The following is a 25434-nucleotide window of genomic DNA, read 5'->3' as shown; positions in this document are numbered from 1 at the left end:
TTTTAATCAAATCGCCTATTTAACGGCAATTCTCTTGATTTCTCTTAATTCAGAGTTGATTTTATTCCCTCTGAAGTTGGTTCTAGTCACTTGGGTGACGCGCACTACGATGTCATCACCTGGTCTTGCGCTCTCCAAAAGCGACCGCATGCTTCCACCAATCGGAACTGTCTGACGGGGAACCTCACTTCTAAGCAAAACCAGTTCTCCACCAGTCACCTCAAATTTGGAATCTTTCGCCATTGTACGGGCGAAGGTCGGCTCCGGTACAGCGACTACCTTCATACTGTTCAACGTATTCAAAGCTTGAGCTTGGCTCATGTCCAATTCGCTGCCATTAGATCCAACGACTCTGATCGTCGGTGCAGGCACCGGCTTGATATCAAACGCCACGTCACCGATTTTATTTCCTCCACTGCTGACACCGATGGTCACTTTGCCAGATCCACCAGGGACCACGGTAAGTTGTCCCGGCTTGCTTCCTTTAATAGATTGACCATTGCTAACGGCAAACTCAGGAGAATAGGTGTTCCCCAATGCAGGAACCTCAATCAACAGCTCGTTAGCGCAATCTGCGTAAAGTTGCTGAACCACTTCCGACGAAACTTTGATGATCGGTTGTGCTACGAAGTACTCGTATTCCACCGGAATCACTTGGTCTTCGCCGCCTACATTGGTTACGATTGATCCTGTCAATACTTGTCTAGAAAGACCTTTATCGTCGTATTTTCCAGCAGGAGCTACTGTAAATTCCACTTTACCAAATCCGTTCTCCACTGGTACTGCGCGCCCGCCCAATGTCATGGTTGGTGCAGCAGAAGAAGAGGCCGAAGCGATAAACATGTCACCTTGGAACTTGGTACCCGCTGCAACCACATTCGAAACTGCTGCGATCTTACCTTCCAAGATATCCGCCTTGAAATAGAAAGAGCCCAATGTGCTGGAGATCTGCGAAAGGGACTCACTTTCGATATTCAAGACTTCGTTTTGAAACTGCGAAAGCAAAGCCATTACGGCTCCTACCGGAGACTTTACAAAGTTCAGATTCACAAAGCTTTTACCTCTAACATCTCTGTCATTGGCAAAAATCTCTATGTCCTTTGCATCCAGCGCGATTGGCTTAAACGCTACACCAGTGATTCCCACCCCACTTAGGATCTGGGAAACTTGGGTAGGATAGGCATTCAATTTCGCCTGCAATTCCTCTCCTCTACCCGAGTTAGCAAACATATTTCCAGAAATCTCCGTGTTTTTCAACGCCGAATTGACAAAGTTCCCCTCCTCATTTTTAGCATTGGAAGTTGCAATCAGCTCTTGCTTAAGCTCTTCGAGGTATGTGTAGATTTCGGATGTTGCCGCTCGTACTTGCTCTGATGCGGCTACTTTGGGCACATCTCTCGGATTATTTCCTTGATCTTCTACTGTCGCCTTAATTGAGGTGACGGTGTTTTGGTTTTTTGAAATGAAATTTCTGGAAGTCCGCTCCATCCCATCATTGATGAGGACGAACTTCTGAAGAATCTGATTACTTACCTGGAGGGCCAATAGGGCCGTCAGTACCAGGTACATCATCCCGATCATCCGCTGTCTAGGTGTTTCTTTAGCTCCTGCCATCTTACTAGATTATCTTATTTAGAAGTGTGTAGGACAAATTAACCTTTCATAGCGGATAGCATTCCACCATAGATTTTGTTGAGAGAACTTACGTTTTGGTTCAGTTTGGACAGTTCATTTTTGAATGCCTCAGTTTCTTTACCAGCTTCAGCAATACCCTGCATTGCGACAGCCATGTTGCTATAGAATTTATTCAATGTCTTCACATGGCTGTTTGCGTCCTGGAGCTCCATTTCGTAGACTGAGTTCAGCGCAGTAAGGTTTTTGGTGACAGTCACCACTTGCGCGTGATACGCTTTAGCATCCTGAGAAGCAGCAGACATTTCAGTAAGAGCAGCAGCAGTTTTGCTATAAGATACGTTCATATCCACCAGGGTTTTGGCGGCAGACTTTACGTTGGTAGCGTATTCATTGGTAGCGACAGCAGCATCGGAAAGATTACCCATTTTCTCGGCTGAAGTAGCAAGATTTTGCATCCCCTTACCCAAGCTTTCGATCAATTCCGGGCCGATTTTAGCTTTCGAAAGCATGTCATCCAGTTTAGCGGAAACGTCGTCACCTTTGGCTTTTCTAGGCGCGCCTTCGCCCAGTTCCGGATAGATCTTACTCCAATCCATTTCTTCCTGTCTTGGCTCAAATGAGGAAAGGAAAAAGATAATCGCCTCTGTGGTCAAACCCACCCCGATCATAATGTTGGCAAATTGCCAATCGAGGATTTTGAACATCGCACCGAGGATTACGACAGCTGCACCAATACCATAGATTTTCGGCATGATGCTGCTATAGAACTTAGCTTGAAAGGAGTTGCTGTTGCTAGCCATTTGTAAAGTGTAAATTAAGGTTAAGGTTTTGTCTAATTGAGGGGTGGATTAACGTTTTGTTCTTTTGCTGGATTTGACGTCCATCGATCCAGATCTTCCCATGAAGGTCATCGCGGTACGGAATCCAATGTGGGCTTGGGCTACATCTTGATATTCGTAAGTTCTCGTGGAAGTTTCCAAGTAGTGAGCGATATCTTTCCAGCTACCGCCTCTTACGATTTTTCTTGGTTCGTTCGGGTCATCATACACAGGATCCAAATCCCAGGTATCAACTCTGGACGTCGCTTTATATGCATCCAATACCCACTCAGCAATATTTCCTGACATGTTGTACAACCCGAAGCCATTTGGAGAGAACACATCAACTGGTGCCGTATATGCAAATCCGTCGTCGATGTAATTTCCTCTGCCCGGCTTGAAATTGGCCATCAGGCAACCTCGTTTGTTTTTCAGGTAAGGACCGCCCCACGGGTATTTAGCTACATCCTTCCCGCCTTTTGCAGCGTATTCCCATTCAGCCTCTGATGGAAGTCTAAATGAGGGCGCATCAAAGTCCGATTCATCGTTTGCTCTCAGGTGGTAGGTTCTCCATTCGCAGTACTGCTGAGCCTGATCCCAAGTGATCCCCACCACAGGATAGTTGTCAAAAGCCGGATGGTCAAAATAGAACTCCATCAGCGGGTCGCCGTAGTGATAGGAAAAGCTGGTAGACCACACAGTCGTGTCAGGTCTTAGCTCATCGTAATTAAACGTCGGAGGATCTTTTAGCGTCGTCGGAGTACCTGTCGCGAGCTCTCCGTTCTTTACAGCTTCCAAAAACTGTCGGTATTTATTATTGGACACTTCGTATTTGTCCATGAAAAACTCTGAAATGGTGATCTGCTTGTTCATGGCAGATTGAGTATAGGCGATATCTTCGTCAGATTGTCCCATCCAAAAAGTACCCGCCTTTACAGGCACCATATCGATCGGAAGGTTTTGCTGCCAGCTGGCGCGCTTTGGAACCCCTGTCACCTCACCACGTCTGTTGGCCTTGTCACTCGCCGAACCTTTCTTATTAAAAAGCCCGCAACCCGGTAACAATGTCGCAATGGCCAAGCCCAATGTAATAGGCACTAGGCGGAGTTTCATTTCTTTATACATAAATGACGTTTTTGAAATCATCAATTTCTTGCCCAATCTAAAATCTTTTTAAAGATCGAAATTTAGATGAATTAGGCGCAATAATGCAAATAACCTGCCAATTTTAACCCTTTTTGTAAACCAAACGTTATGGGCTTCGCAGCTTCGCTTCAGTTTAAATTTAAGAAATTAAAATCTGAATCTCGGGGTTCTCTGAATCACCCGCTCCACTTCCCTATTTGATGTAGGAAGAACATACCTCAACATTAACTCATGGCTGGTAGGTGATTTGGCTTCCAATCCTCCTGTGACCAAATCGAAAGCATAACCCAATTTCAGTGAATTATCCCTTAACATACTGTAACCCAGGATCAAAGAAATAGACTCTTCTCCTCTATAGGATATTCCTCCGTTGATTTTATTTTGATGTGTTGCCATAACGCTCACATCGTAGGAAAAATTATTGAAGGATACTGCTTTAATCAGGAGATTTGGTTCTATTCTCAATTGACCAATTGGCCGTACACGGTACCCAAAAAGAAAGTACGAGTGATTTTTCAGCTGATTGGCGTAAGTAGCATCCCCAAAATCAAAAGTAGGCTGATTCAAGTGCTTCGAACTTAGGCCCAGATAATAATTGCCTCTGTCATATAATATCCCCGCTCCAAAGTCCAATGCAAGCTGGCTTTCTTTTCCTGACTGTGGCAAATTTGGCTCGGGATTCACCACGACCAGTTCACCATAGTCTAACGAGCTCGAAAACATCCCCACATATCCTCCGACGCTGAGTGTCGCCCGCTTGATTTTCTTGTGATAGGCCGCCTTGAGGTTGACCTCGAGGTTACCCGAAGCGCCAATTTGATCATTGACTATTGAAAGTCCATAGCCAATATTCTTGGCGTCCAACCTTCCCTGGGCTGTTATCAACTGGGTAACGGGAGCTCCTCCCTGGCCTGTGCTCGTGGAGTAACCCGCCCATTGAGAGCGGTGTAAGGCCGAAAATCGATACCCACTCTCCTTTCCCGCAAATGCAGGATTGTAGAACATGCCGTTGTACATGTATTGGGTAAACTGTGCGTCCTGCTGAGCTTGGGCGTATCCTGCACCTAAAAACAGAATCAATGAAATTCCCAGCTTTAAAAAATTATCCAATCGGCTTTTGGTAGTCATTTGGTTGAAGCGTCTCAATTTTAAACTAGTGTAGGAATTTAAACTGAAAAACCACAGCAAATGATTCTAAGATTTACAAATTATTGGCCTTTTTGATATAAAGTTCCAGCGCCCCCGTCATACTGGGAGCATTTGGCATCGGGGCTTCGACATCCAATATCAGCTCCATATCCCGAACAGCCTGTGCCGTCGTAGGCCCGAATGCCGCGATTCTCGTATTTCCCTGCACAAAATCGGGGAAATTGCTTTTGAGGGATTTAATACCCGAAGGACTGAAAAACGCCAGGATATCATACTTCACGTCCGCCAGGTCAGACAGATCTGCCGCTACGGTGTGATAAATAATGGCCTCTGTAAATGCAATTCCGTGCTTTTCCATATAGCCTGGGATATCGTCTTTGCGGATATCGGAGCATGGAAAAAGATATTTTTCGTTCTTGTGTTTTTTGAAATAATCAAAAAGATCCTCAGCAGTCTTTTGCCCCACGAAAAGCTTACGCTTGCGGATCACGATATATTTCTGAAGGTAATGCGCCGTCTGATCAGAGATACAGAAGTATTTCATTTCGGCAGGCATTTCGATCTTGAAATCCTTGCAGATCGCAAAGAAATGATCGATCGCATTGCGACTGGTAAAAATAATCGCTGTATGCTTCAGAATGTCGATTTTCTGCTTCCTGAATTCCTTGGGCGGAACCGGCTCCACTTTGATAAATTGCCTGAAGTCAATCTTGAGTTTATACTTCTCTGCCAATGCGAGGTAAGGGGAATTAGCATCGGTTGGCTTAGGCTGGGAAACTAGGATACTCTTTACTGGTTTAAAGCGATCTTTTGGAGCTGCACTCATGCTAATAGATTCCTTAATTATAGTTCGATACTCTCACTGACCTAGAGCCATAATCCATTTTGCTAGGATTAGAAAAGGCACTAATTCCGCGATGCAAAGGTAAGTAAATAAATGATATTTCTTAAAACTCAACCTACTCATCATAATCAGGAACAATCCAAGCACCCCGATAATGTAAAACCAGAAAAAGCCCGAAAATAGAATTGAAAAGGCTCTTTCAAGCCCACTAAAATTGTTTGACACAAAATACGCTCCCACCAACAATACTGCCGAACTGCCAAAAACAATCAATCTCAACAGGTAAAAAAAATGGGAGAACTCGGACTTGCCCAGATCGAACAGATAAGATAACAATCGAATGCCGATAAATTTGACAATTGTAAACAGCAACAACCCAAAAGCTCCAACCAGCCATATCAATAAAAGAGAGGAATAGTCTAGTCCGACCCAAGTGTCCAACCAATCTTTCCTGAATACTACCAATCCCGTGACTGCACCTTGGGAAATCATCATCGCCACGATCAAAACGTAGAAAATGACGTCAAAGGAAAAAAACTTTTGCAGGTTGCCACTGTCAGAGAAATCCTCCGCACTGATCACCGAAAGCGGCTGTAGCATCATGGCCAGGAGATACGGATAAGCCAATTTATAGAGCGCTATAAAGAACAGGATGATGAACAGCGCCGTAAAATAAAAGTCCTTTACCGGCTGCGGTACAAAGCGGCCGACTACCGGATTCCCTTCCGGGCCGATCAGCGTTTCGTCCAAATTATTTCTCCCAAGTACTTTCTTGATACTGGTCTTTTTGGGCCCAAGATTGGGACTTACTACTGTGACATCGACCAAATCCTTTCCAAATTCCGTCTGAAACTCTTTGACCGACCTGAAAAACACCGTGTCTCCCAAGGTCAACTGCCATAGTTTTCCATCAATAAAAACCGTCGATTTAGCTGGCAGTTTGATTCTGAGTTCGGATTCTGGGAAACTCTTTAAGTCAACCTTCAACTCCAATTGGTTGTTGCTCCCCAGCCAGGATTCCTCGCGCGCAGACCTCCATAGTCCGTCATAATTCTCCAAAATCTGGGCATTTGCGCCAAAACTCAGAGTAAACCAAAAAAAAACGAGCAACCGAACTTTAGGCATAGAATTAATTGAACCGCTAAAACCTGGCCAGATAGCCAAAATGGATTCTGGAATAGGAGAAAGACAAGGGCTGGGTGTTTGACTCGCCCAACGCAAACACAAAACTGAATAATCCTCCGTCAGTGTCCAAATTGATTCCCGTCCCAAATGAAAAAGGGTGATCAATTTTTTGGACTTCGTACGGATTGTCAAGGATCCCCATATCGGCAAACACAACCAGAAAGGAATTTTGGTCGAAAAACAGCCGCTGCTCGAAATTGATATACCCGAAGCGCTTTGCATAAAAATACTTCTCATTGAATCCCCGGATGCTCTTCAGCCCACCCAACCGAAACAGTTCATTCAAGAACAGATTTTCATTCTCCATAAAACCGCCCACGCCTCTGAGCCACATTCCCCAGGCCGGTTTGATGTAAATGTGCTTTTCACCGGAAAACCAGCCCTGGTATTGCGGAGTGGATGCGTCCAGCCCCGCGTACGCTTCCTCAGGCAGGCCGGTATTTTCAAGAATCTTCTTGTTGCCAAGGGAAAATTGCCCCTGAATCCTCGTCCCCCGTCTGGGAGACACAGGAGAGTCAAGCTTATCCCAATCCACACCGATCCCGTACTGATTCCATCGGTAGTCAATGGCCGAGGGCAGTGTTTGATCCGTCTCAAACTCCCCCACCGAAATCAAATCTCCGGCTTGCCTCCGGGTGAAAAAATTGAAATATCCCGCATCCGATATCCGATATCCAAAATCCAACTCAAATGTCCGATTGACAAAGCTGGAGTCTTGCTTTAGCAGCGAAAACCCAACTTCCACGTCCAGCGGAGACCTAAACACAAACGCTTCCTTGGCGCGTATCTCGAGCGATTGTGACTGAATATTGAGCCGCTGCCACTGGATCGAAAAATCACGCCCCTTCCCCGCTAAATGATACAATCGAAGATCCACTTCCCCGGTGATCAAAACTTTCCCAGGTTCATTTTCATTGGGCAAAAGCCCGATCACCCCGTCAAAAACATTGACTCTCCGGTCCTGAAGCGTAAAAATGGGGTTAGCCTGCTGGGTCTGAAAAGACAATTCCGGCGAACCTGCCAGCGTGAAATACGGCGACCTTTGGATCGTCTGCGCCGATTTGGAGAGTTGCTTTTGCGAAAAAGGAGCACCTGGGCGCAGCCCCGAGACCATTTGCAAATACGTGACCTTTGTCTTGCTTTCTCCCGCGATCGCCAGGCTGTCCCAGGTGATCAAAGGCCCCGGGGTATAATCCATCTGTCCAGAGAGCAAGCTGTCTCTGATCTGCAGACTGTCAAGTTTCAGTTCAGCAAAAGGATATCCGGAGTTCTCTGCGAGCTCGAGGCCCTTTTCTATCCATTGATATGGAGCGGCATAGCTTAGCTCAGGCTTCCCAAGTTGCTCCGTAAAAGACTCGGGCACATTCCCCAATTTAATTTCCGACCAGCGAAAGAGTCTGCCGGGCTCCCAGTTGAATACCAGCGTGTCGGTTTTGTAGGTCTCACCAAAGCTCCCTTCCAAAAAGCCCTGGCTTTGAAAGACTTTGGAAACCGAATCGGCCAGATGTTCGGCCTGGCTTCTCTCCGAAAAATCGCGGACTTCCTTACTTTGTCCATTTTCCAAATCATCCCAGCAGACTCTAAATACCGTCTGTCCAAGGCATGCAGCCTTTCCAAAAGTCAGTAAAAATAAGACCGTCAAAAACCGGGACTTCAAGGCACAATTGAGGATTGATTATATTCGCAAGTTAATTGAATTCACTTGGCAGGCATCTACATCCACATTCCATTTTGCAGGCAGGCTTGTCACTATTGCGACTTCCACTTCAGCACGAATCTGAGCGGCATCGACTCCCTGGTGGCGGCGATCGCGGAGGAGATCGCACTGCGAAAAGAATTCCTCCTCGGCCAGACCGTCGAAACAATTTATTTTGGAGGAGGCACACCTTCGCTACTTTCAGAGAAACAGTTGGGATTTTTGCTGGCAAAGATCCGGGACCATTTCGCTTTGGATCTGAAAGAAGTCACGCTGGAAGCCAATCCAGATGACCTTTCGGAGGAAAATCTAAACAACTGGAAGTCGCTGGGAATTGACCGACTCAGCCTGGGAATACAGAGTTTTCAGGAGGAAGTGCTTCGGTTTTACAATCGGGCGCACTCCGCCAAAGAGGCCTTAGACGCCATTTCCTCGGGCAGAAAAGCGGGATTCGAAAAGTTCTCTATTGATCTGATTTACGGTTTTCCGCACACTGACCATTCGCTATGGGAAAAAGATCTGGCGGAAGCACTGCGTCAGGATTCAGGTCATATCTCGGCTTACTCGCTGACAGTTGAGCCAAAGACCGCTTTGGGAAAATGGACCGAAAAAGGCCTATTTCAGCCCGCAGACGAAGACTTTGTCGCTGAGCAGTTTGAATGGCTACAAGAGCAGACCGACAAAGCGGGATATATCCAATATGAGATTTCCAACTTTGGAAAGCCCGGGCAATTTGCGCTGCACAACACCAACTACTGGAAAGGCACTCCCTATCTCGGTCTTGGTCCGAGCGCTCATTCTTTTGACGGAAAAAACCGCGGATCGAATCCCTCCACCAATCCAGGCTACATCAAATCTATCGGATCGGGAAAAATCCCTTTCGAAGCAGAACTCTCCTCGGTCGAAGATCAAGTCAACGACCGGATTTTGACGGGTTTGCGGACGGTTTGGGGGCTTTCACCGTCAGCACTCGACGAGGACTTTGGCATCGCACTTTTGGAAAGCAGGTCGAAGGAGATCGAGAAATTAGAAAAGCAGGGGTGGCTGATTTGGGACGGTAAAATCCTATCTTTGACCAAACGGGGAATGCTGCTGGCTGACAGTATCGCAGCCGAACTATTCATCTGAATCCATGAGTTACAATTCCAATCCAGGCAGAAAAAGAGAGGCCGCGCCGCTGGAGGCCGCATTCAATGAACTCCTGAAAGCCTACCGGCTCGAGGACAAGTTCAAAGAAAAACAACTGATCAGCAGCTGGGGGGAAATCGTCGGCAAGACGATCGCAGATCGCACTTCTTCTGTCTTTATCAAGGATAAAAAGCTTTTTGTAAAACTCACTTCCGGCCCGGTAAAGAAAGAACTGACGCTCAACCGCTCCAAAGTCCTGATCCTGATCGAAGAAAAAGTAGGCAAAGGTGTCGTGGAAGAATTGATTTGTCTTTGATTTTTTCTTTGCAACTTTTAACTCGGCTTCGCTGACTGAACCCGCAGGTTTTAAGCAGGATTAGTTCAGTTTCAGTATTATTGCCAAATCATTCTGATGGTCAAGCTACCCTCCATTCATATCGGCAAACTCAGCGTCCTCCTCGCCATTCTGGTTTGGCTGGCCCTGCTGTTTGTAGACTTGGTGAGACTTTTTGGGATCATCAACGAGATGGATTCGGGTATTTCTGACGAGATCACCTGGATTCTGGAGATTCTCTTTTTCTTCACGCTGTATGGGTTTTACAATTATTCCGTCGGCAAAAACATCCAAGGCGACTTTGTAAATCTCCTCTGGCGTGCCGCATCCACCGGCATCTTTGCCACTGGGATTGCCCTGATCACAGAGCTTTTTTACATCTCCATGGGAGATAGCAAGCTGGCGACAGAGCCCTTTCTCAAAAACTTCTTTTACCACGTAAATTTTGCCCTCACTGCGATTTTCCTGATTTCGTCGGCGTTGCTTTGGAAGCATCTGATCCTGTATCAGAAAAACAAAAAAGTCGTCCAACAATGGCAGACCTTCGAGTTTGCCATGCTTCTGGCGATGTTCTTTGTCTTTTTCAACAAAAACAACTTCGACTACAGCTTCCTGTTTGCGATGGTCATCCTCTTTGCGATCATCATCGTACTATCGGGCAACCTCAAGTGGATTCCTTACCTCACGTTCAAGGAAAAGTGGAAGTCGCTGCTTTTCCTTTTCTTGATGCTCGTCTGCACCGGCTACCTGTTCAAACGGCTATTGGCCTATGGAGAGGCCGAAATCTATCAGGTCAATCTTACGGACAACCTGTTCCTGATGGCCCTGTTCATGTTTATTTTCACCTACGCGCTTTTCAGCTTTTTGGTCACGCTGTTCAATCTCCCCACCTCCTCGGTGTTTGAGCAGAAGCTGACCGAAGCGATCAATTTTCAGCGTCTGAGCCAATCCATTCAGCCGGATGACGACGAAGAGCAGGTGTTGGATATCCTCCTGGACAGCTGCATGAGCGCCTCTTACTCTGATGGAGCTTGGATAGAGATCAATCCTGAAGGCCAAATTGAGGGCATCAATCAGTTGAGATTTCTGGATGAGGCAACTAAAGAAGAACTCTCCGAATTGATCAAAACCCAAAAGTCAGCCATTGGCTGGGCATCCACAGACCAGCCCGAGATGCTTCAGCCACTGCTGGTTCGTCTGGAACATCCCCGGTACGAATCGACGCTTCTCATCCCCCTGGTTATCAATAAAGTCGCCATCGGCCGCATGGTGCTTTGTAAAGAAGTGCGCGATGGGTTCAATAAGGAGATGGTCAATATCATCAGCACCTTTGTCCGGCAAGCATGTATCGCGGTGGAAAATCACCGGCTTCTCAACCAAGCCATCCAAAACGAGCGATATCAGGAAGAGCTCAAGATCGCTCAGCGCGTACAAAAGGCCCTCCTTCCTGCCAAGTTGGATCATCCGGATGAGTTCGACATTTGCGCGTTTTCCAACGCTGCGGATGAGGTCGGCGGGGACTATTACGACACTTATAAACTAGACGAAAACAGGTATGTGCTGATCATCGGGGACGTGTCAGGCAAGGGGACCTCGGCGGCATTTCACATGGCGCAGATGAAAGGCGTGTTTCAAAGTCTGATCCAGCTCAACCTCAGCCCTGCCCAATTCATGATCAAGGCCAACTCAGCCCTCGGTAAATGCCTGGAAAGGAACCATTTTATCACAGCTTCGATTTTCCTGATCAATATCGCCGAACAGAAAATATGTCACTCCCGAGCTGGGCACGTGCCGACCTTATTATACAAAGCCAAAGAAGCCAAATCGGACTATTTGTTTTCCGATGGGTTGGGATTGGGGATTTTAAGAAACAAGCAGTATGAAAATCACGTTCAGGAAGAAACCTTCGCCTATGAGTCGGGGGACATCCTGGTATTGATCACCGATGGAATCGTGGAGGCCAAAAACCAAAAGGGTCAGCAGTTCGGATTCGAGCGAATCAAAAGTCTGGTGGAAATCCACCACGACAAAAGCCCAAAAGAAATTCAAAACCAACTTATCGATTCACTTCACGTCTTTGTAGGGGGTGATGGCATGATCGAGGATGATTATTCGATGATGGTCGTAAAGTTTCAAAATTCCGTAGCCCAAACTAATCAGTAAAAGAATCCGTAAGCCATGCTTCGTCTGGAAAAAACAAAAGAAAATCGAAGTGACATCCTAAGCCTGTTTGGAGAAGTAGACGCCAGCAACTCCGTGATCCTGGACGAAGCGATTCAGGAACTCGTAGCCTCCGGCACCAAATCTCTGATCATTGACGGCAAAAATCTAGAGTACATTTCCTCTGCTGGGTTGGGCGTGTTTATGTCCTATCTGGAGGATTTCCAAGATCAGGAGATCAGTATGAAAATCTGCGAACTCACCCCGCGGGTATTTGAGGTGTTCAGGATACTGGGACTGGATCAACTGATCCCCATCTACCCGGACAGAGCAGCAGCATTTGCAGAATAACATGAAGTACAGACTGAACATCTCCTGCCAAACTTCGGCTCTTTCGGAACTGAGAGCGTTTCTCCAGCAGTCGCTGGGTGGAGCCACCTTAGACGAAATCGAAAAACACCAGGTCACCCTGGCGGTGGAAGAGGTCTGTGCAAACCTGATCATCCACTCTCACGGTTGCAATCCACAGGACATCATCCATCTGGAAGTCATCGATTCTGACCAAAAGTTAATCTTTGAAATCACCGACCAAGGCGAGGCTTTCAACATCCTGGATTACGAGGTTCCTGACCTCAAAAAGGTCATGGTGGAAAAACGCAAAGGCGGCTTAGGCATCATTTTGGTTAAGAAGATCATGGATGAGATCGAATTTGAATCCAAAAATGGCGTCAACACCTGCCGTCTGATCAAGTGGTTTCGATCCTAATTTTGGTTAAATGCCCCGCCAATAAGGCTTTCACCCCGAATTACTGATAAATTTGTAACATTGCACTTTAAATCGGCTATCCAGTACATGAATCACCGAACCGTTTCGGCCTTTGTAGTCACTCTTCAAGTTGCATTCCTGCTAAATCTCCCGCTTTCGAGCCTTGCTCAAAGCGCCAATGAAGCCCTGTTCATAGTCGGCGGAAAGCCCGTGGACAAGGACGAGCTGGTATACCTACTCTCTAAGGGGAAAAGCTCCGACACACAGACGCCCGGAGTCAGTCGGGAGGAATTTGAGGAAAATCTCGAACTGTTCATCAACTACAAGCTCAAAGTCCGCGAGGCAGAAGCCTTGGGAATGGAAGAAACTGAGGAATTTTCCAGAGAATTCGGCTCATTCAAAGAGACGCTGATCTACCCCTATCTCATCAAAAATTCCCTGGAGGAAGGAGAACTTCGCAAGGCTTACTCCCGAATGCAGGAGGTGGTGCGCGCGAGTCACATCCTGTTCCAATTCCCACCCAAAGCCAGCACGGAGGACAGTCTGATCGTGTTGAAGATGGCGCTGAAAGTAAAAGGTGAGATCGAAAACGGCGGCGATATCAACGAACTCGCTGTCCAGTATTCCGACGACCCTTCCGCCAAAGCCAACAAAGGAGACTTGGGATACTTCACAGGTCTTCAGATGGTACAGCCTTTTGAGGACGCGGCCTATACGCTCCAGGCCGGGCAGGTCTCTGACCCAGTCCTGACTAATTTCGGCTATCATATCATCAAAGTCCAAGATCGCCGACCTAATCCGGGGCAGGTGAGAGTATCGCATATTTTGGTGCGCTTTGACGCGGCAGACCTCACGCAGGAAGAAAACGCCCGACGAAAGATCTCTGACATCTACGCGGAAATCCAAAAAGAAAATACCGTCTGGGAAGACATCGTAAAGACCTACTCCGAGGATCCAGCGACCAACCAACGGGGAGGAATTCTTCCTTGGTTCGGTGTGGGAAGCATGATTCCCGAATTCGAAATGGGCGCTTTTTCCCTCTCAGAGGTCGGAGAGGTATCTCCTCCGCTCAAGACACAATACGGCTATCACATACTTCGACTGGAGGAGAAAAAACCCATCGCTTCTTTCGAAGAAATGGAGGAAAGCATCCGCTCCAAAATTTTGCGGGATTCCAGATCCGGAATGATCCACTCTCAGGTCGTCGCGATCCAAAAAGCCCGATATGGGTATGTGGAAGACGAGACGTCTGTCCGAAGCTTAACCCAAGCCCTGAATCCGGTGCCCAAGGCGAATTTTGCCAGCACTGTGAGCGGCCAATCCCTGGGCAAGTCTCCGCTGTTTACGCTACAGGGCAAAACTTACCTTGTGTCCGACTTGGTATCCTATATGGATGGAGAGGAAATAAGTCCGAAAATCAAGGGAGGCACGTTTGACATCTGGTTTGACCGATTTGTTTCGAAAACGTTGGCTCAGGCTGAGGAAAGCGACATCGAGGCAACCAACAAAGAATACCAAATGCTGCTCAAGGAATACCGCGATGGCATTTTGCTGTTTTCTCTGATGAATCAGGAAGTTTGGGAAAAAGGGATCTCTGACTCACTGGGTCAGGTAGACTTCTACCGGCAAAATATAGATCGCTATCAGTGGAAAAACCGCGTCGAAGCTTTCGTTGTCAAAGTCCTGGATCCGGCCCATACTGAAGCCGCCCGCAAGTCACTGCAAGGAAATGGCTACAGTCAGGAGGTAATCCAAAAATTCGAAGCCGACTATAAAGCGAACGCCACTTTGGCCTATCAGACCGAATCGGGCGTGTTCGAATATGCAGATCACCCGGTCCTGTCCAAGATTGACCCGATGCTTTCTTATCAGGAAGTCCAACTGGATGGCGCCTTGTATCTGATCTTGATTGGACAAAAAATGCCCGCCGGTCCGCGCAAATTTGAAGAGTCTCGGGGACTCGTAGTCCGGGACTATCAAGAATATCTCGACAAAAACCTGATCGAATCCCTCAAAACCAAATACCCCGTCCAGATCAATCCTCAGATTAAAGAAGAGGCATTTCTGGCACTGAATCAATAACTAAACGACGCCCTTCTGAGGGAGTAAAAGATTACCCAAACCCCATGAAATTTCTAAACCGACTTATTCTCAGCCTTTTTGGAGCGATGGCTCTGAGTCAGACTTTTGCTCAGGAAACACCACCCTCCGGCCAGGTCTTGGATAAAATCGTCGCCAAGGTGGATAACAACATCATCCTCGAATCGGACGTCCAGCAAATGTACATGGAAGCTTTGGCACAGGCGCAGCAGGGCATGGAATCTCCCACCCGATGCGACGTGTTCGAAAACCTCATGATCAACAAGCTGATGGTAGCCAAAGCGGAGATCGACTCCGTGATGGTCACAGACGCAGAAGTACTACTTCAGACGGAAAACCGCTTCAATTCAGTGCTCCAGCAATTTGGAGGGGACGAAAGCATGCTTATCCAGGCGTATGGAAAAACTGCCGAACAACTAAAAGGCGAGCTTGAAGACGTCATCCGGGAGCAGATGATCGTCTCTAAGATGAGATCTACCATCACCGAAGGCATGACCGTGTCTCCGGCGGACGTGCGGGCATTCTTCAACAGTATCCCGGTAGATTCTCTCCCATTGTTCACCTCCGAGGCTACGGTGGGTCAGATTGTGAAAAAGCCGGGAGTCAGCACCAAAGTCCGGGACGGAATCGTGGCACAACTCAGACAGTTTAAGCAGGATATTCTGGACGGAAAAGCAGACTTTGCCGACTTGGCGAAAGAATACTCGGAAGATCCTGGATCAGGAGCCCAGGGCGGTGATCTGGGCTTCTTCCGAAGAGGTGAATTGGCGCCCGAGTATGAGTCAACCGCGCTAGGCTTGAGACAGGGCGAGATCAGTGATCCGGTGGAAACCCAGTTTGGCTTTCACATGATCCAGCTGCTCGAGATCAAAGGAAGCACTTACAACACCCGCCACATCCTCCGCATACCAAAGGCTACTGAAGAAGACATTCTTAAGGCCGAGCGCTATCTCGACAGCTTGAGAAAAGAGATCGAAAACAAGAAGATTACCTTCGCAAAGGCAGCAAAAGAATACTCCGAAGACAGGTCAACCTCTGACAACGGAGGCTTTTTCACAGATCCCGCAAACAACTCAAACAGGCTGTCGCTGCGAACTCTGGAAGACCCCGTACTCTACTTTACGATCGATACTATGGCCGTCGGAAATATCACCAAGCCTATCAGATTTGAAGATCCCCGCGAAGGAACCAAGGTCAGAATCCTGTATTACCACGCAAAATATCCGGCTCACCGGGCAAACCTCGAAGACGACTACGAAAAAATGAAAGCGGCTACGCTTCGAAGAAAAGAGGAAGACATCCTTGCAAAATGGTTTATCACTGCCAAAGAGGATGTGTTTATCGACATTGATCCGGCGTATGACCGATGTAACGTCCTGCAGGGAAAATAAGAAGCCCTTCTCCCGCCCAAACAAAATGCCCCGAACAGGTCCAGTGACTTATTCGGGGCATTTTGTTTTTGTGGGTTAGAAAGGAGCTCATAAAAAGACGAAAGCTTGGACGCAAAGGCCAATTCATTATTTGCACTTCAGCGACCGATATTCGAGAATGGTTTTAAAAGCGATCCGAAACTTCAATCCTGTCCAGTTCCTGTACCTTGTCTGATGCTTCGCAAATCAAAAATGGAAAGTCACAAACCACTTACCTCAAGTCAATTACCTCGATGCCCGGATACTTTTTGGGATCAAAAACAAAATAATCCGCAGGCAGACTCGGAGCCGCTTTCAGCCCCTTGAAGGAATAGGAAAACATCCCGCCCTGTCCGTCCATCATCTCCCAACCGAGCAGATCCTTGGTCGTCTTATCTACCATCAGCTTGACCTGCTTGAAAGGTGCGTTGGATTTCAGTGCGGTGAGTTCGACCACGTTTACGGCTTTTCCCTGATAGGTCTTATCCGCTAAAAGCTTGTAGTTAAACCCATTTTGATACATCTTATAAACGTTAGATGGCGTCAACTCTCCTTCCATCTCAGCGGCCTCATTGATGGTCACTTCCTTGTAAGTTGCTGTCTGGATATAGGTCCACACAGTTTTTCCATCGTTGTAGATTTCTTGATCGGGAAGCTTTAGGCGATATTTTTCTCCACTGACCGCGATTTCGCCTGATTGACGATCACCGGTACCTCCACCATCTTGGTAAGTGTAGTCAAAGCCGGCGGTGAAGCCTTTCATACTTTGATACTTTTGGCTCATGCCATCAAGCACGGCTTTGGCCTTTGGATCTTTTTGTGGAAAAGCCTCGAAAGACGCAAAAACCAGAAAAAAAAGAAGGAGAATAAAGGAACGGGACTTCATGAATAGGGGCTGATGAAACTGTAAAACAGCTTTTACAAACTATTCAATAACCGTTCCAAACTAGCTTCGTCTTGGATTAGTACTTCCCGGGCTTTGGAGCCTTCAAATGGCCCCACGATTCCTGCCGCTTCTAGCTGATCTACGATCCTGCCGGCCCGATTGTATCCCAATTTCAACTTCCTCTGAATCAGCGATGTACTGCCTTGCTGATGTAACACAATCATCCTCGCTGCATCATCAAAAAGTGGGTCCCGGTCAGCGAGATCGACACTGGATAACGATCCGTCACCATCTTCACCGACAAACTCAGGCAAGAGATAGGCATCCGAATACCCTTTTTGCTCTCCGATCCAATCACAGATCGCCTCCACTTCAGGCGTATCGAGGAAGGCGCACTGGATCCGGGTCATCTCCGATCCGTGGGAAAGCAGCATATCGCCCATACCGATCAACTGATCCGCGCCGCCCGCGTCGAGGATCGTTCTGGAATCAATCTTGGAAGTCACTCTGAAAGAAAGCCGCGCTGGGAAGTTCGCTTTGATGATACCTGTGATCACGTTCACGGACGGCCTTTGCGTTGCGACGACCAGGTGAATCCCAATCGCCCGTGCAAGCTGAGCCAATCGGGCAATAGGAGCCTCGATTTCTTTTCCGGCAGTCATCATCAAATCCGCCAACTCATCAATCACCAAAACAATGTAAGGCATGAAATAGTGACCTTTGTCCGGATTGAGCTTTCGGGCGATGAACTTTGCATTGTACTCTTTCAGGTTTCTGCAGCCAGCGTCTTTCAGCAAGTTGTATCGGTTGTCCATCTCAATACAAAGCGAATTGAGCGTATAGATGACCTTTTTGGTGTCCGTAATGATGGCCTCTTCTGCACCTGGAAGTTTGGCCAAGAAATGCCGCTCGATCTTGTTGAAGAGCGTCAATTCTACCTTTTTAGGATCAACCAGCACAAACTTCAACTGGGAAGGATGCTTCTTGTAGATCAGGGACGCGAGGATCATATTCAATCCGACAGACTTTCCCTGTCCGGTCGCACCCGCCATCAGCAAGTGAGGCATCTTGGCAAGATCGGCTACGAAGACCTCGTTGGAGATGGTTTTCCCCAGCGCTATCGGCAGATCTTTGTCCGACTTCAGAAATTTCTCAGTACCCAAAACAGACCTCGCCGGAACCAGTTCCCTGTTTTTGTTGGGCACTTCGATACCGATGGTACCCTTGCCGGGAATCGGAGCGATGATACGAATCCCCAACGCCGCCAGACTCAACGCGATGTCATCTTCCAAGTTTTTGATCTTGGAGATCTTCACGCCCGGATCAGGTACGATCTCATAAAGTGTTACCGTAGGCCCAATTGTCGCCTGAATCCCCTGGATCCCAATCTGGAAATTCTTCAGCGTCGTGACGATCTTGTCCTTGTTCTCCTGCAATTCCTGCATGGATACGGTCACCTTCTTGATGTCGTAGTCGTTCATCAAATCCAGTGTCGGGTATTTATATCTTGGCAGGTCGAGAGTCGGATCGTAAGGATCTAAGTTCTCGACTTCCTGAGCTGTTTTCTCTTCTTCGGCTTTTTTGACAGAAAAATTCCCCTCTTTCACCGTGGTGGATTTCGACCTTCCTTCTTCCAACAGATTCACCTGAGGGACGTCAAAGATGTCCTCTTCCTCCTCCATTTCTTCCTCCTGCAAGCCGGGCACAGTGAACGGAATCTCCGGAGCGGATGTAGGCGCCGAGTTACTTTTTACCTCCCAAGCGCTCCCATCATCTGCCATGTCCTCTTCCAGTTCGTCGAAGCCTTCTTCAGAATCTTCCTCACTGAGGAATGGGTTGGACTTTTTGCTCTTTTTCTCAAAATCTGAAGAACCAATCGCATCCTCTTCGGTAGCCGCCTTGGGCGCAAACCAATGCAGCTGCTCCAATCCGAAGAACAGCACGACGAAAATCAGGAAGGCTCCGACAATCAAGATAAACGTGCCCATACCGAGAAAGTCGCTGGACAGCTTGGCCAATTCATAACCAAATCCGCCCGAAAGGAAACTCCAGAAGGAATATCCTTCGACCAAGATCACGACGTAGCCCATCAGCAATCCCAGCCAAGCGGTGAAAAACAGCGCAAAAACCGAGTATCGGGTCAGCGAAATCAAGGAAAACTTAAACGTCCATCTGAACCCCAGTAAGAAAAGAAACGGAGGAATCAAAAACGCAGCGATCCCAAACCAGCGATAAATCAACCAATGGGACGCCTGAGCCCCGAGATAGCCCACCCAGTTTTGGGACTCACGGGCAGAATCGCGGATCGCTTGATCGGGATTGTTCATCACGAGACTTTGATCCGCGGGGCCGTTGATCAGGTAGCTGACAAAGGCAATAAAAAGGAAGATGGAGGCTGAAATCAGAATGATTCCCAAGGTCAGCGGGAGCTGCTTGAACTGAATTTTCGGAAACGAAAAACCCGGCCCTTTTGGTTTCTGAGGGGCTTTTTTGGTGTTATCGGTTTTCTTTCGAAAGGTATTTTTGCCGGGAGATTCTGATGCCATCTAAGCTTGAAAGTACAATTTTAATTTTAGCCAAAGGGCTACTGAAGGACATCTTACCGGGAAAAATATGCCAGAAGTCCTTTCTTGATCTTTTTGATCAAGGCTGGTCCCTCATAAATCATGCCCGAGTAGACCTGCACCAAGCTGGCGCCGGCCTCCAGCTTCTCTATCGCATCTTCGGCAGAGAAGATCCCGCCCACTCCCACGATTGGAAACGCGCCATTCGATTTCTGATGAAGGTATCGGATGACTTCGGTACTTCTTTTTGCCAATACTCTGCCGCTCACTCCGCCTGCTCCGATAGCTTCCACTTCAGGTTGTGGAGTGCTCAGTTTCGAACGGTCGATGGTCGTATTGGTCGCGATCACTCCCGCGATTCCCGTCTCGCGGACGATCTCCACGATGTCATCCAGCTGCCCGTCGGTGAGATCCGGAGCAATTTTCAGGAGGATCGGCTTTGGATTGGATTTCTTGTCATTGGCGGATTTCACCGCTTGCAAGAGTTGCTTCAACGGCTCCTTTTCCTGCAAATCCCGAAGATTTGGCGTGTTTGGGGAACTGACGTTGACCACAAAATAATCCACATAGTCATGCAGAGCTTCCAGGCAAAACAGGTAATCGTCCACCGCATTTTCATTGGGGGTGACTTTGTTTTTGCCGATGTTCCCGCCGATCAGCACGCTGGATTTCCGCTTCTTCAACCGCTCTACCGCCTCCAGCACGCCGCCGTTGTTGAAGCCCATGCGATTGATCAGCGCGTCGTCTTGAGGAAGTCTAAACAGGCGGGGAAGGGGATTTCCTTCCTGCGGTTTGGGTGTCAAAGTTCCGACTTCGATAAACCCAAAACCCAACATCGCCATCTCGTCGATGACTTTGGCGTCCTTGTCAAATCCTGCTGCCAGCCCCACTGGGTTCTTGAATTTCAGCCCGAACACCTGGCTCTCAAGCCTCGGATCATCCAGTTCAAAGATCGAGTTGACGACCGAGTTTACTACAGGTAAGTTGAAGGTGAACTTGGTCAGCCCAACTGTTAAATGATGTGCTTCTTCTGGTTTTCTGAGGAAAAAGATGGGTTTGAGGATCGATTTGTACACGGTGGCGAGGCTTGAATTTGGTTGCCAAAGTTAGGGATTGCCCGGAGAAAAACGGGAGGAAACGCCTTGGTTTTCCCCAGACTATGCGTTCAATTCAGTAATCAGCCTGAGTCCTTCCAAAGTCAGATTCCGGTCAATTTCGTCAAAGGTTTTCTCCAAAGTTGTGAGTATCGAAGCCAAGCCGCCAGTGGCAACGACGGTGAATTTCAAACCAGTCTCCGCCGTCATTGTCTCGATCATCCCCTTCACCAATCCGGTGTAGCCATACAAAACGCCAGCCTGGATCGCGTGGATGGTATTTTGTCCGAGGGCCGATTGGGGAAGTTTGAGCTCGACCTCGGGGAGCTTGGAAGTATCTGTGAATAACGCCCGAACAGCAGTTTTTAACCCGGGAACGATGTTTACTCCCAAGATTTTACCCTCCGAATCTACCGCTGTGAAAGTCAGCGCCGTGCCAAAATCCACCACGATCACCGGCCGGGAGTACCTCGAGAAGGCCGCCATCACATTGCACATCAGGTCCGAGCCGATCTCATTTGGGCGGAGCGATTTGACGGGAAGCTTCGCGTAGCTTTTCGCAGAGATCAGATAGGGAGAAAGCCCAAAGTAGTTTTCACAAAACTGGCCGATGATTGAATTCACCTCTGGGACGACGGAGCTGAAACCGATCTTCTGAATCTGGGAAGGCTGAATCCCATGCTCCAAAAAGTACAGCGGAACTTTCTTGCTCAGCTGGGAAATCAGCCGCGGCGTATGAGTCTCCAAGCGGAATTGGTTTGCCCATTTCCCTGATTTTTCATCGTAAAGCGCAAATACTACATTGGAATTGCCGGCATCAATGGCTAAAAACATTCTTTCTCGGGTTTTGACTAATTTAGGCCTTCACAAAAGTAATTACCAAATCTCTATTCCTTTTCCGCTTATGTATTCTCTCCGTGAAGGCAAGATTGAAGACTTGCCCCGAGTCCTCGAACTGATCAAAGAACTGGCACTTTATGAAAAAGCTCCCGAGCAAGTCACCAACACGCTGGACTTGATGAAGGCCGACGGTTTTGGGCCAAATCCGGTTTATGGACTCTTTGTCTGCGAGAAGCAACCCACCGCAGAAATCATCGGGATTGCGATCTACTATTACCGCTACAGCACCTGGAAGGGAAAGAGACTTTACCTGGAAGACATCGTCGTAACCGAATCCGAGCGTGGACAAGGCGCTGGAAAACTGCTTTTTGACCGCGTCATGGCCAAGTCTCTCGAAGCCAACTGCACCGGAATGATGTGGCAAGTGCTGGACTGGAATGAGCCTGCAATTAATTTTTACCGAAAATATAATGCAACTCTTGAAGCCGGCTGGCTAAATGCGCATCTGCAGGATTACGAGATTAAGGAATTGTTGGGTGTTTGATGTCCGATGCACGATGGTCCAAGCATCGGACATCCCGCATCCGTCATCCAACATAATCACCTACCTTTGTGATTCATTATGAAATCGAGCATTACCCATGCAATGGCGGGAGTTGGTTATCCTCCTTGCGAGATTCTCCCGAAGAAAAATCGGGACGGGCTATGTGGCCTCTGAAAATCAAATTAAATACTCATGAAAAAGAAGCCATTTACAGTTGTCTATGAGGACAACCACCTCCTGATCGTCAACAAGGCCGCCGGCATCCTGGTGCAGGGTGACAAAACCGGCGACAAAACCCTGACAGACTATTGCAGAGAATATATCGGAGCCAAATACAACAAACCCGGGGACGTTTTTCTCCATCCCATCCATCGGCTGGATCGCCCCGTCAGCGGATTGGTCGCTTTTGCGCGTACTTCCAAAGGTCTGGAGCGGATGATGGAGCTGTTCCGCAAGCGGGATATTCACAAAGTCTACTGGGCGCTCGTCAAGAGAAGACCGAAAGAAGAGCAGGGCAAATTGACCCATTACCTGACAAAAGACGAATTCAAAAATGTCGTCACTGCCCACGACAAAGAGGTGTCCGGTTCACAAAAGGCCGAACTGAACTACAAGACGCTCGGCTACATGAACGACCACTGGCTGCTGGAAGTCCGACCTATTTCGGGCCGTCCGCATCAGATTCGGGTTCAGTTGGCATCGATGGGCTGCCCGATCCGGGGAGATGTGAAATATGGATTCGCAAAACCCAATCCCGACGCCAGCATCAATCTGCATGCGTTTCACCTGATCTTTGTACACCCCATCCGCAAGGAAAAACTCTACATGCGGGCTGCACTTCCTGAGACGGAATTTTGGGAGCAGTTCTTGGAGTTTGAAGAGATCAAGGCTAAAGACCAGCATCTGGACAATACCTTTTCAGGGTAAACAAGTAAAATCATATGAAAAATCTCCTCCTTCTTTTCTCCCTGATCCTGGTTTTGGCTTCCTGTACTTCGCAGAATCAGCCCAAAACCATCTACATCGTCCGACATGCGGAAAAACTCCTTGAAGGACAAAATCCGGAACTTTCGCAGGCTGGACAGGCGAGAGCCAAAAAGCTCGCGCAGATCTTGGCGGATCAAGACATCAAGCATATTTTCTCGACCGACTACCAACGCACCCGATTGACGGCCTGGCCGACGGCAAGCGCCGCAGGAGTAGAAATCGAGTCCTACGATCCCAACAATCACGATGCCTTGGTCGCCCAGCTGAGAGACTTGGAGGGAAATGCGTTGGTGGTGGGCCACAGCAACACAGTCAGTCAATTGGCCAACTACTTCGTCGGAGATGGGGAGAAATATGCGGATTTAATCGACCTCGAATACGAGTACATCTATATTGTCACGTTGGAAGGCAATTCATCCTCAGTTATTCGAAAAGTTTACAAGGATTTTTAATTCGGATTTTTTCTTTGGCGGCTCAATTCCTCTATCTTCAAAACACAAGTCGAGGAACAAATGGACCGGAAAGAAAACCTAAAACAACTCCAAGATTCTGATAAAATCTGGGACGTCGCCGTGATTGGAGGCGGAGCGTCTGGACTGGGCGTAGCGCTGGACGCAGTTTCCAGAGGACTTTCAGTAGCACTTTTTGAAAAGGCAGATTTTGCCAAAGGCACCTCGAGCCGCAGCACGAAACTTCTCCATGGAGGAGTGCGCTATCTGGCCCAAGGAGACGTTTTTCTGGTGCTTGAGGCGCTCCGAGAGCGTGGCCGATTGCTGAAAAATGCGCCCCATCTCACCAGAAATCAAGCTTTCATCATCCCGGTATATACGCTTTGGGATCGGGTCCAATTCAGCGCTGGGCTCAAGATGTACGATTACATGGCCGCCAATTTGAGTCTTGGATCGTCAAGGTATATTTCCAAAGAAGAGACGCTGAGACGCATGCCCGGCATCAATTCTAAAGGGCTTTTCGGAGGGATTGTCTATCATGACGGCCAATTCGACGATGCACGGCTGGCACTCGCCATTGCCCAGACGGCGGACCATGCCGGAGCCTGCATATTGAATTATACCAAAGTCGCCGCGCTGGAAAAAGACGCAGCAGGCAAGCTTTGCGGGCTGCAGGTGCAGGATCTTTTATCCAAAAAGAAGTACGGGATCAATGCCCGGATGGTCGTCAATGCCACAGGAGTATTCGCTGACAAAATCCTCCAAATGGACAATCCCGAAGCACCCAAGACCATCCAACCTAGCCAGGGAATTCACCTAGTATTGGAGCGCGATTTTTTGGGTGGAGACGACGCGCTCATGATCCCAAAAACCCGTGACGGCAGGGTGCTTTTTGCAGTCCCTTGGCATGGAAAACTCGTCGTCGGGACTACCGATACCCTTCGGGAAAAGGCAAAGCTCGAGCCGGAAGCTTTGCAAAAAGAGATCGATTTTGTGCTGGAAACAGCCGCCGGATATTTGACGCGAACTCCGACCCGAGCCGATGTAAAGTCTGTTTTCGCAGGACTGAGGCCACTGGCCCGGCCCAAAGAAGGCAGCACCAAAACCAAGGAAATCTCCCGATCGCACAAGGTCATCGTCTCTGAGAGCGGACTGGTTTCGCTCACTGGAGGTAAATGGACAACGTTTCGCAAGATGGGGGAAGACACGCTCGAGTACTACCCCAAAATCACCGGAGTGAAGTTGGCCGATTCGACTTCCAAGGACATCTTGCTTCATGGATTCACGAAATCCATTCCCGATGGACACTGGGGAGTATATGGCTCGAATGCAAGATTGATCCAGGATTTGGCAAAAGCCGACACAAGTTTGGCCGAAAAAATACATCCTGACTTCCCAAATATCATGGCAGAGGTGGTTTGGGCCGTCCGGCATGAGATGGCAATTAAAGTTGAAGATGTACTTTCCAGAAGGGTTCGAATGCTGATGCTGGATGCGCAAGCGGCACTGGATTCTGCAAAAAAAGTAGCAGACTTGATGGCAGTTGAGCTCAATAAAACTCCCGGCTGGATCGAAAAAGAGCTGGAGGATTTTCAACTAGTCGGAGAAAAATACCTGATTAAGCCAAAGGGAAGCTGATTTCTTAAATCGTTTGCTTGGCCGATCTAAGCGACGCCTATGATTTGATAATCTCTAAAGAT

Annotated in this window: 22 protein-coding genes; 11 read left to right on the top strand and 11 right to left on the bottom strand. The window is 48.1% G+C overall.

Annotation, left to right across the window (positions count from 1 at the left end; genetic code table 11):
* Positions 1-15 precede the first annotated feature (15 nt).
* From porM to G459_RS29920, 7 genes are all read right to left on the bottom strand, one after another.
* Positions 16-1614 carry a type IX secretion system motor protein PorM/GldM gene (gene porM, locus G459_RS0118015; protein ID WP_026968893.1) on the bottom strand — a complete coding sequence of 533 codons (1599 nt, stop codon included), beginning with the start codon at positions 1612-1614 and terminating at the stop codon, positions 16-18.
* A gap of 38 nt (positions 1615-1652) precedes the next feature.
* Positions 1653-2435 (bottom strand): type IX secretion system motor protein PorL/GldL, encoded by a 783-nt coding sequence (gene porL / locus G459_RS0118010; RefSeq protein ID WP_026968892.1) that lies wholly within the window; start codon positions 2433-2435, stop codon positions 1653-1655.
* Between the two features lie 48 nt (positions 2436-2483).
* Positions 2484-3578 carry a T9SS ring complex lipoprotein PorK/GldK gene (gene porK, locus G459_RS0118005; RefSeq protein WP_026968891.1) on the bottom strand — a complete coding sequence of 365 codons (1095 nt, stop codon included), beginning with the start codon at positions 3576-3578 and terminating at the stop codon, positions 2484-2486.
* Positions 3579-3746: 168 nt separating this feature from the next.
* Positions 3747-4727, bottom strand: coding sequence for a PorP/SprF family type IX secretion system membrane protein (locus G459_RS0118000; protein WP_035456342.1), 981 nt, complete (start codon positions 4725-4727; stop codon positions 3747-3749).
* Positions 4728-4800: 73 nt separating this feature from the next.
* Complete coding sequence (locus tag G459_RS0117995; protein WP_026968889.1) at positions 4801-5574, bottom strand: uroporphyrinogen-III synthase; 774 nt, start codon at positions 5572-5574, stop codon at positions 4801-4803.
* A 33-nt stretch (positions 5575-5607) separates the two neighbouring features.
* Entirely contained in the window at positions 5608-6717 is a 1110-nt protein-coding gene (locus G459_RS0117990) for a DUF4271 domain-containing protein (RefSeq protein WP_026968888.1), read from the bottom strand.
* Positions 6718-6733: 16 nt separating this feature from the next.
* Complete coding sequence (locus G459_RS29920) at positions 6734-8434, bottom strand: BamA/TamA family outer membrane protein (protein ID WP_035456340.1); 1701 nt, start codon at positions 8432-8434, stop codon at positions 6734-6736.
* Between the two features lie 45 nt (positions 8435-8479).
* On the opposite strand from G459_RS29920, the gene hemW reads away from it, so the two are divergent.
* The 7 genes from hemW (at position 8480) to G459_RS0117950 (ending at position 16352) form a co-directional block, all read left to right on the top strand.
* A complete protein-coding gene (gene hemW, locus G459_RS0117980) occupies positions 8480-9601 on the top strand; it encodes a radical SAM family heme chaperone HemW (RefSeq protein ID WP_026968886.1) in 1122 nt (373 codons plus the stop codon).
* 4 nt (positions 9602-9605) lie between these two features.
* Positions 9606-9917 (top strand): DciA family protein, encoded by a 312-nt coding sequence (locus G459_RS0117975; protein ID WP_026968885.1) that lies wholly within the window; start codon positions 9606-9608, stop codon positions 9915-9917.
* Positions 9918-10013: 96 nt separating this feature from the next.
* A complete protein-coding gene (locus tag G459_RS0117970) occupies positions 10014-12098 on the top strand; it encodes a GAF domain-containing SpoIIE family protein phosphatase (protein WP_026968884.1) in 2085 nt (694 codons plus the stop codon).
* Between the two features lie 15 nt (positions 12099-12113).
* Positions 12114-12446, top strand: coding sequence for an STAS domain-containing protein (locus tag G459_RS0117965; RefSeq protein ID WP_026968883.1), 333 nt, complete (start codon positions 12114-12116; stop codon positions 12444-12446).
* Between the two features lies 1 nt (position 12447).
* A complete protein-coding gene (locus G459_RS0117960; RefSeq protein ID WP_026968882.1) occupies positions 12448-12861 on the top strand; it encodes an ATP-binding protein in 414 nt (137 codons plus the stop codon).
* 87 nt (positions 12862-12948) lie between these two features.
* On the top strand, positions 12949-14943 hold the full coding sequence (locus G459_RS0117955; protein WP_026968881.1) for a peptidylprolyl isomerase: 1995 nt from the start codon (positions 12949-12951) through the stop codon (positions 14941-14943).
* A gap of 44 nt (positions 14944-14987) precedes the next feature.
* Positions 14988-16352, top strand: coding sequence for a peptidylprolyl isomerase (locus G459_RS0117950; RefSeq protein ID WP_026968880.1), 1365 nt, complete (start codon positions 14988-14990; stop codon positions 16350-16352).
* A 250-nt stretch (positions 16353-16602) separates the two neighbouring features.
* On the opposite strand, the gene lolA1 is transcribed toward G459_RS0117950, so the two are convergent.
* The 4 genes from lolA1 to G459_RS0117930 all read right to left on the bottom strand — a co-directional run bounded on the left by lolA1 (position 16603) and on the right by G459_RS0117930 (position 21748).
* The gene (gene lolA1, locus G459_RS0117945; protein ID WP_026968879.1) at positions 16603-17256 is read right to left on the bottom strand and encodes an outer membrane lipoprotein periplasmic chaperone LolA1; all 654 of its coding nucleotides are present in this window, start codon (positions 17254-17256) and stop codon (positions 16603-16605) included.
* 32 nt (positions 17257-17288) lie between these two features.
* A complete protein-coding gene (locus tag G459_RS0117940; protein ID WP_026968878.1) occupies positions 17289-19802 on the bottom strand; it encodes an FtsK/SpoIIIE family DNA translocase in 2514 nt (837 codons plus the stop codon).
* Positions 19803-19855: 53 nt separating this feature from the next.
* A complete protein-coding gene (locus G459_RS0117935; protein ID WP_026968877.1) occupies positions 19856-20896 on the bottom strand; it encodes a quinone-dependent dihydroorotate dehydrogenase in 1041 nt (346 codons plus the stop codon).
* Positions 20897-20977: 81 nt separating this feature from the next.
* A complete protein-coding gene (locus tag G459_RS0117930) occupies positions 20978-21748 on the bottom strand; it encodes a type III pantothenate kinase (protein WP_026968876.1) in 771 nt (256 codons plus the stop codon).
* 70 nt (positions 21749-21818) lie between these two features.
* Here G459_RS0117930 and G459_RS0117925 point away from each other — a divergent pair, with 70 nt between their 5' ends.
* The 4 genes from G459_RS0117925 (at position 21819) to G459_RS0117910 (ending at position 25372) form a co-directional block, all read left to right on the top strand.
* A complete protein-coding gene (locus G459_RS0117925) occupies positions 21819-22298 on the top strand; it encodes a GNAT family N-acetyltransferase (RefSeq protein WP_026968875.1) in 480 nt (159 codons plus the stop codon).
* Positions 22299-22490: 192 nt separating this feature from the next.
* Positions 22491-23225, top strand: coding sequence for an RluA family pseudouridine synthase (locus G459_RS0117920; RefSeq protein ID WP_026968874.1), 735 nt, complete (start codon positions 22491-22493; stop codon positions 23223-23225).
* Positions 23226-23239: 14 nt separating this feature from the next.
* Positions 23240-23737: a SixA phosphatase family protein gene (locus tag G459_RS0117915; protein ID WP_026968873.1), complete on the top strand. Its 498-nt coding sequence runs from the start codon at positions 23240-23242 to the stop codon at positions 23735-23737.
* A gap of 60 nt (positions 23738-23797) precedes the next feature.
* Positions 23798-25372 (top strand): glycerol-3-phosphate dehydrogenase/oxidase, encoded by a 1575-nt coding sequence (locus tag G459_RS0117910; RefSeq protein WP_026968872.1) that lies wholly within the window; start codon positions 23798-23800, stop codon positions 25370-25372.
* Positions 25373-25434: the final 62 nt, after the last annotated feature.

Origin of the sequence: Algoriphagus terrigena DSM 22685, from assembly GCF_000429445.1 — a bacterium.
Taxonomy (GTDB): Bacteria; Bacteroidota; Bacteroidia; order Cytophagales; family Cyclobacteriaceae; genus Algoriphagus; species Algoriphagus terrigena.
Note: the sequence above shows the minus strand (reverse complement) of the source record. Positions and strands in the feature narration are given on the sequence as shown.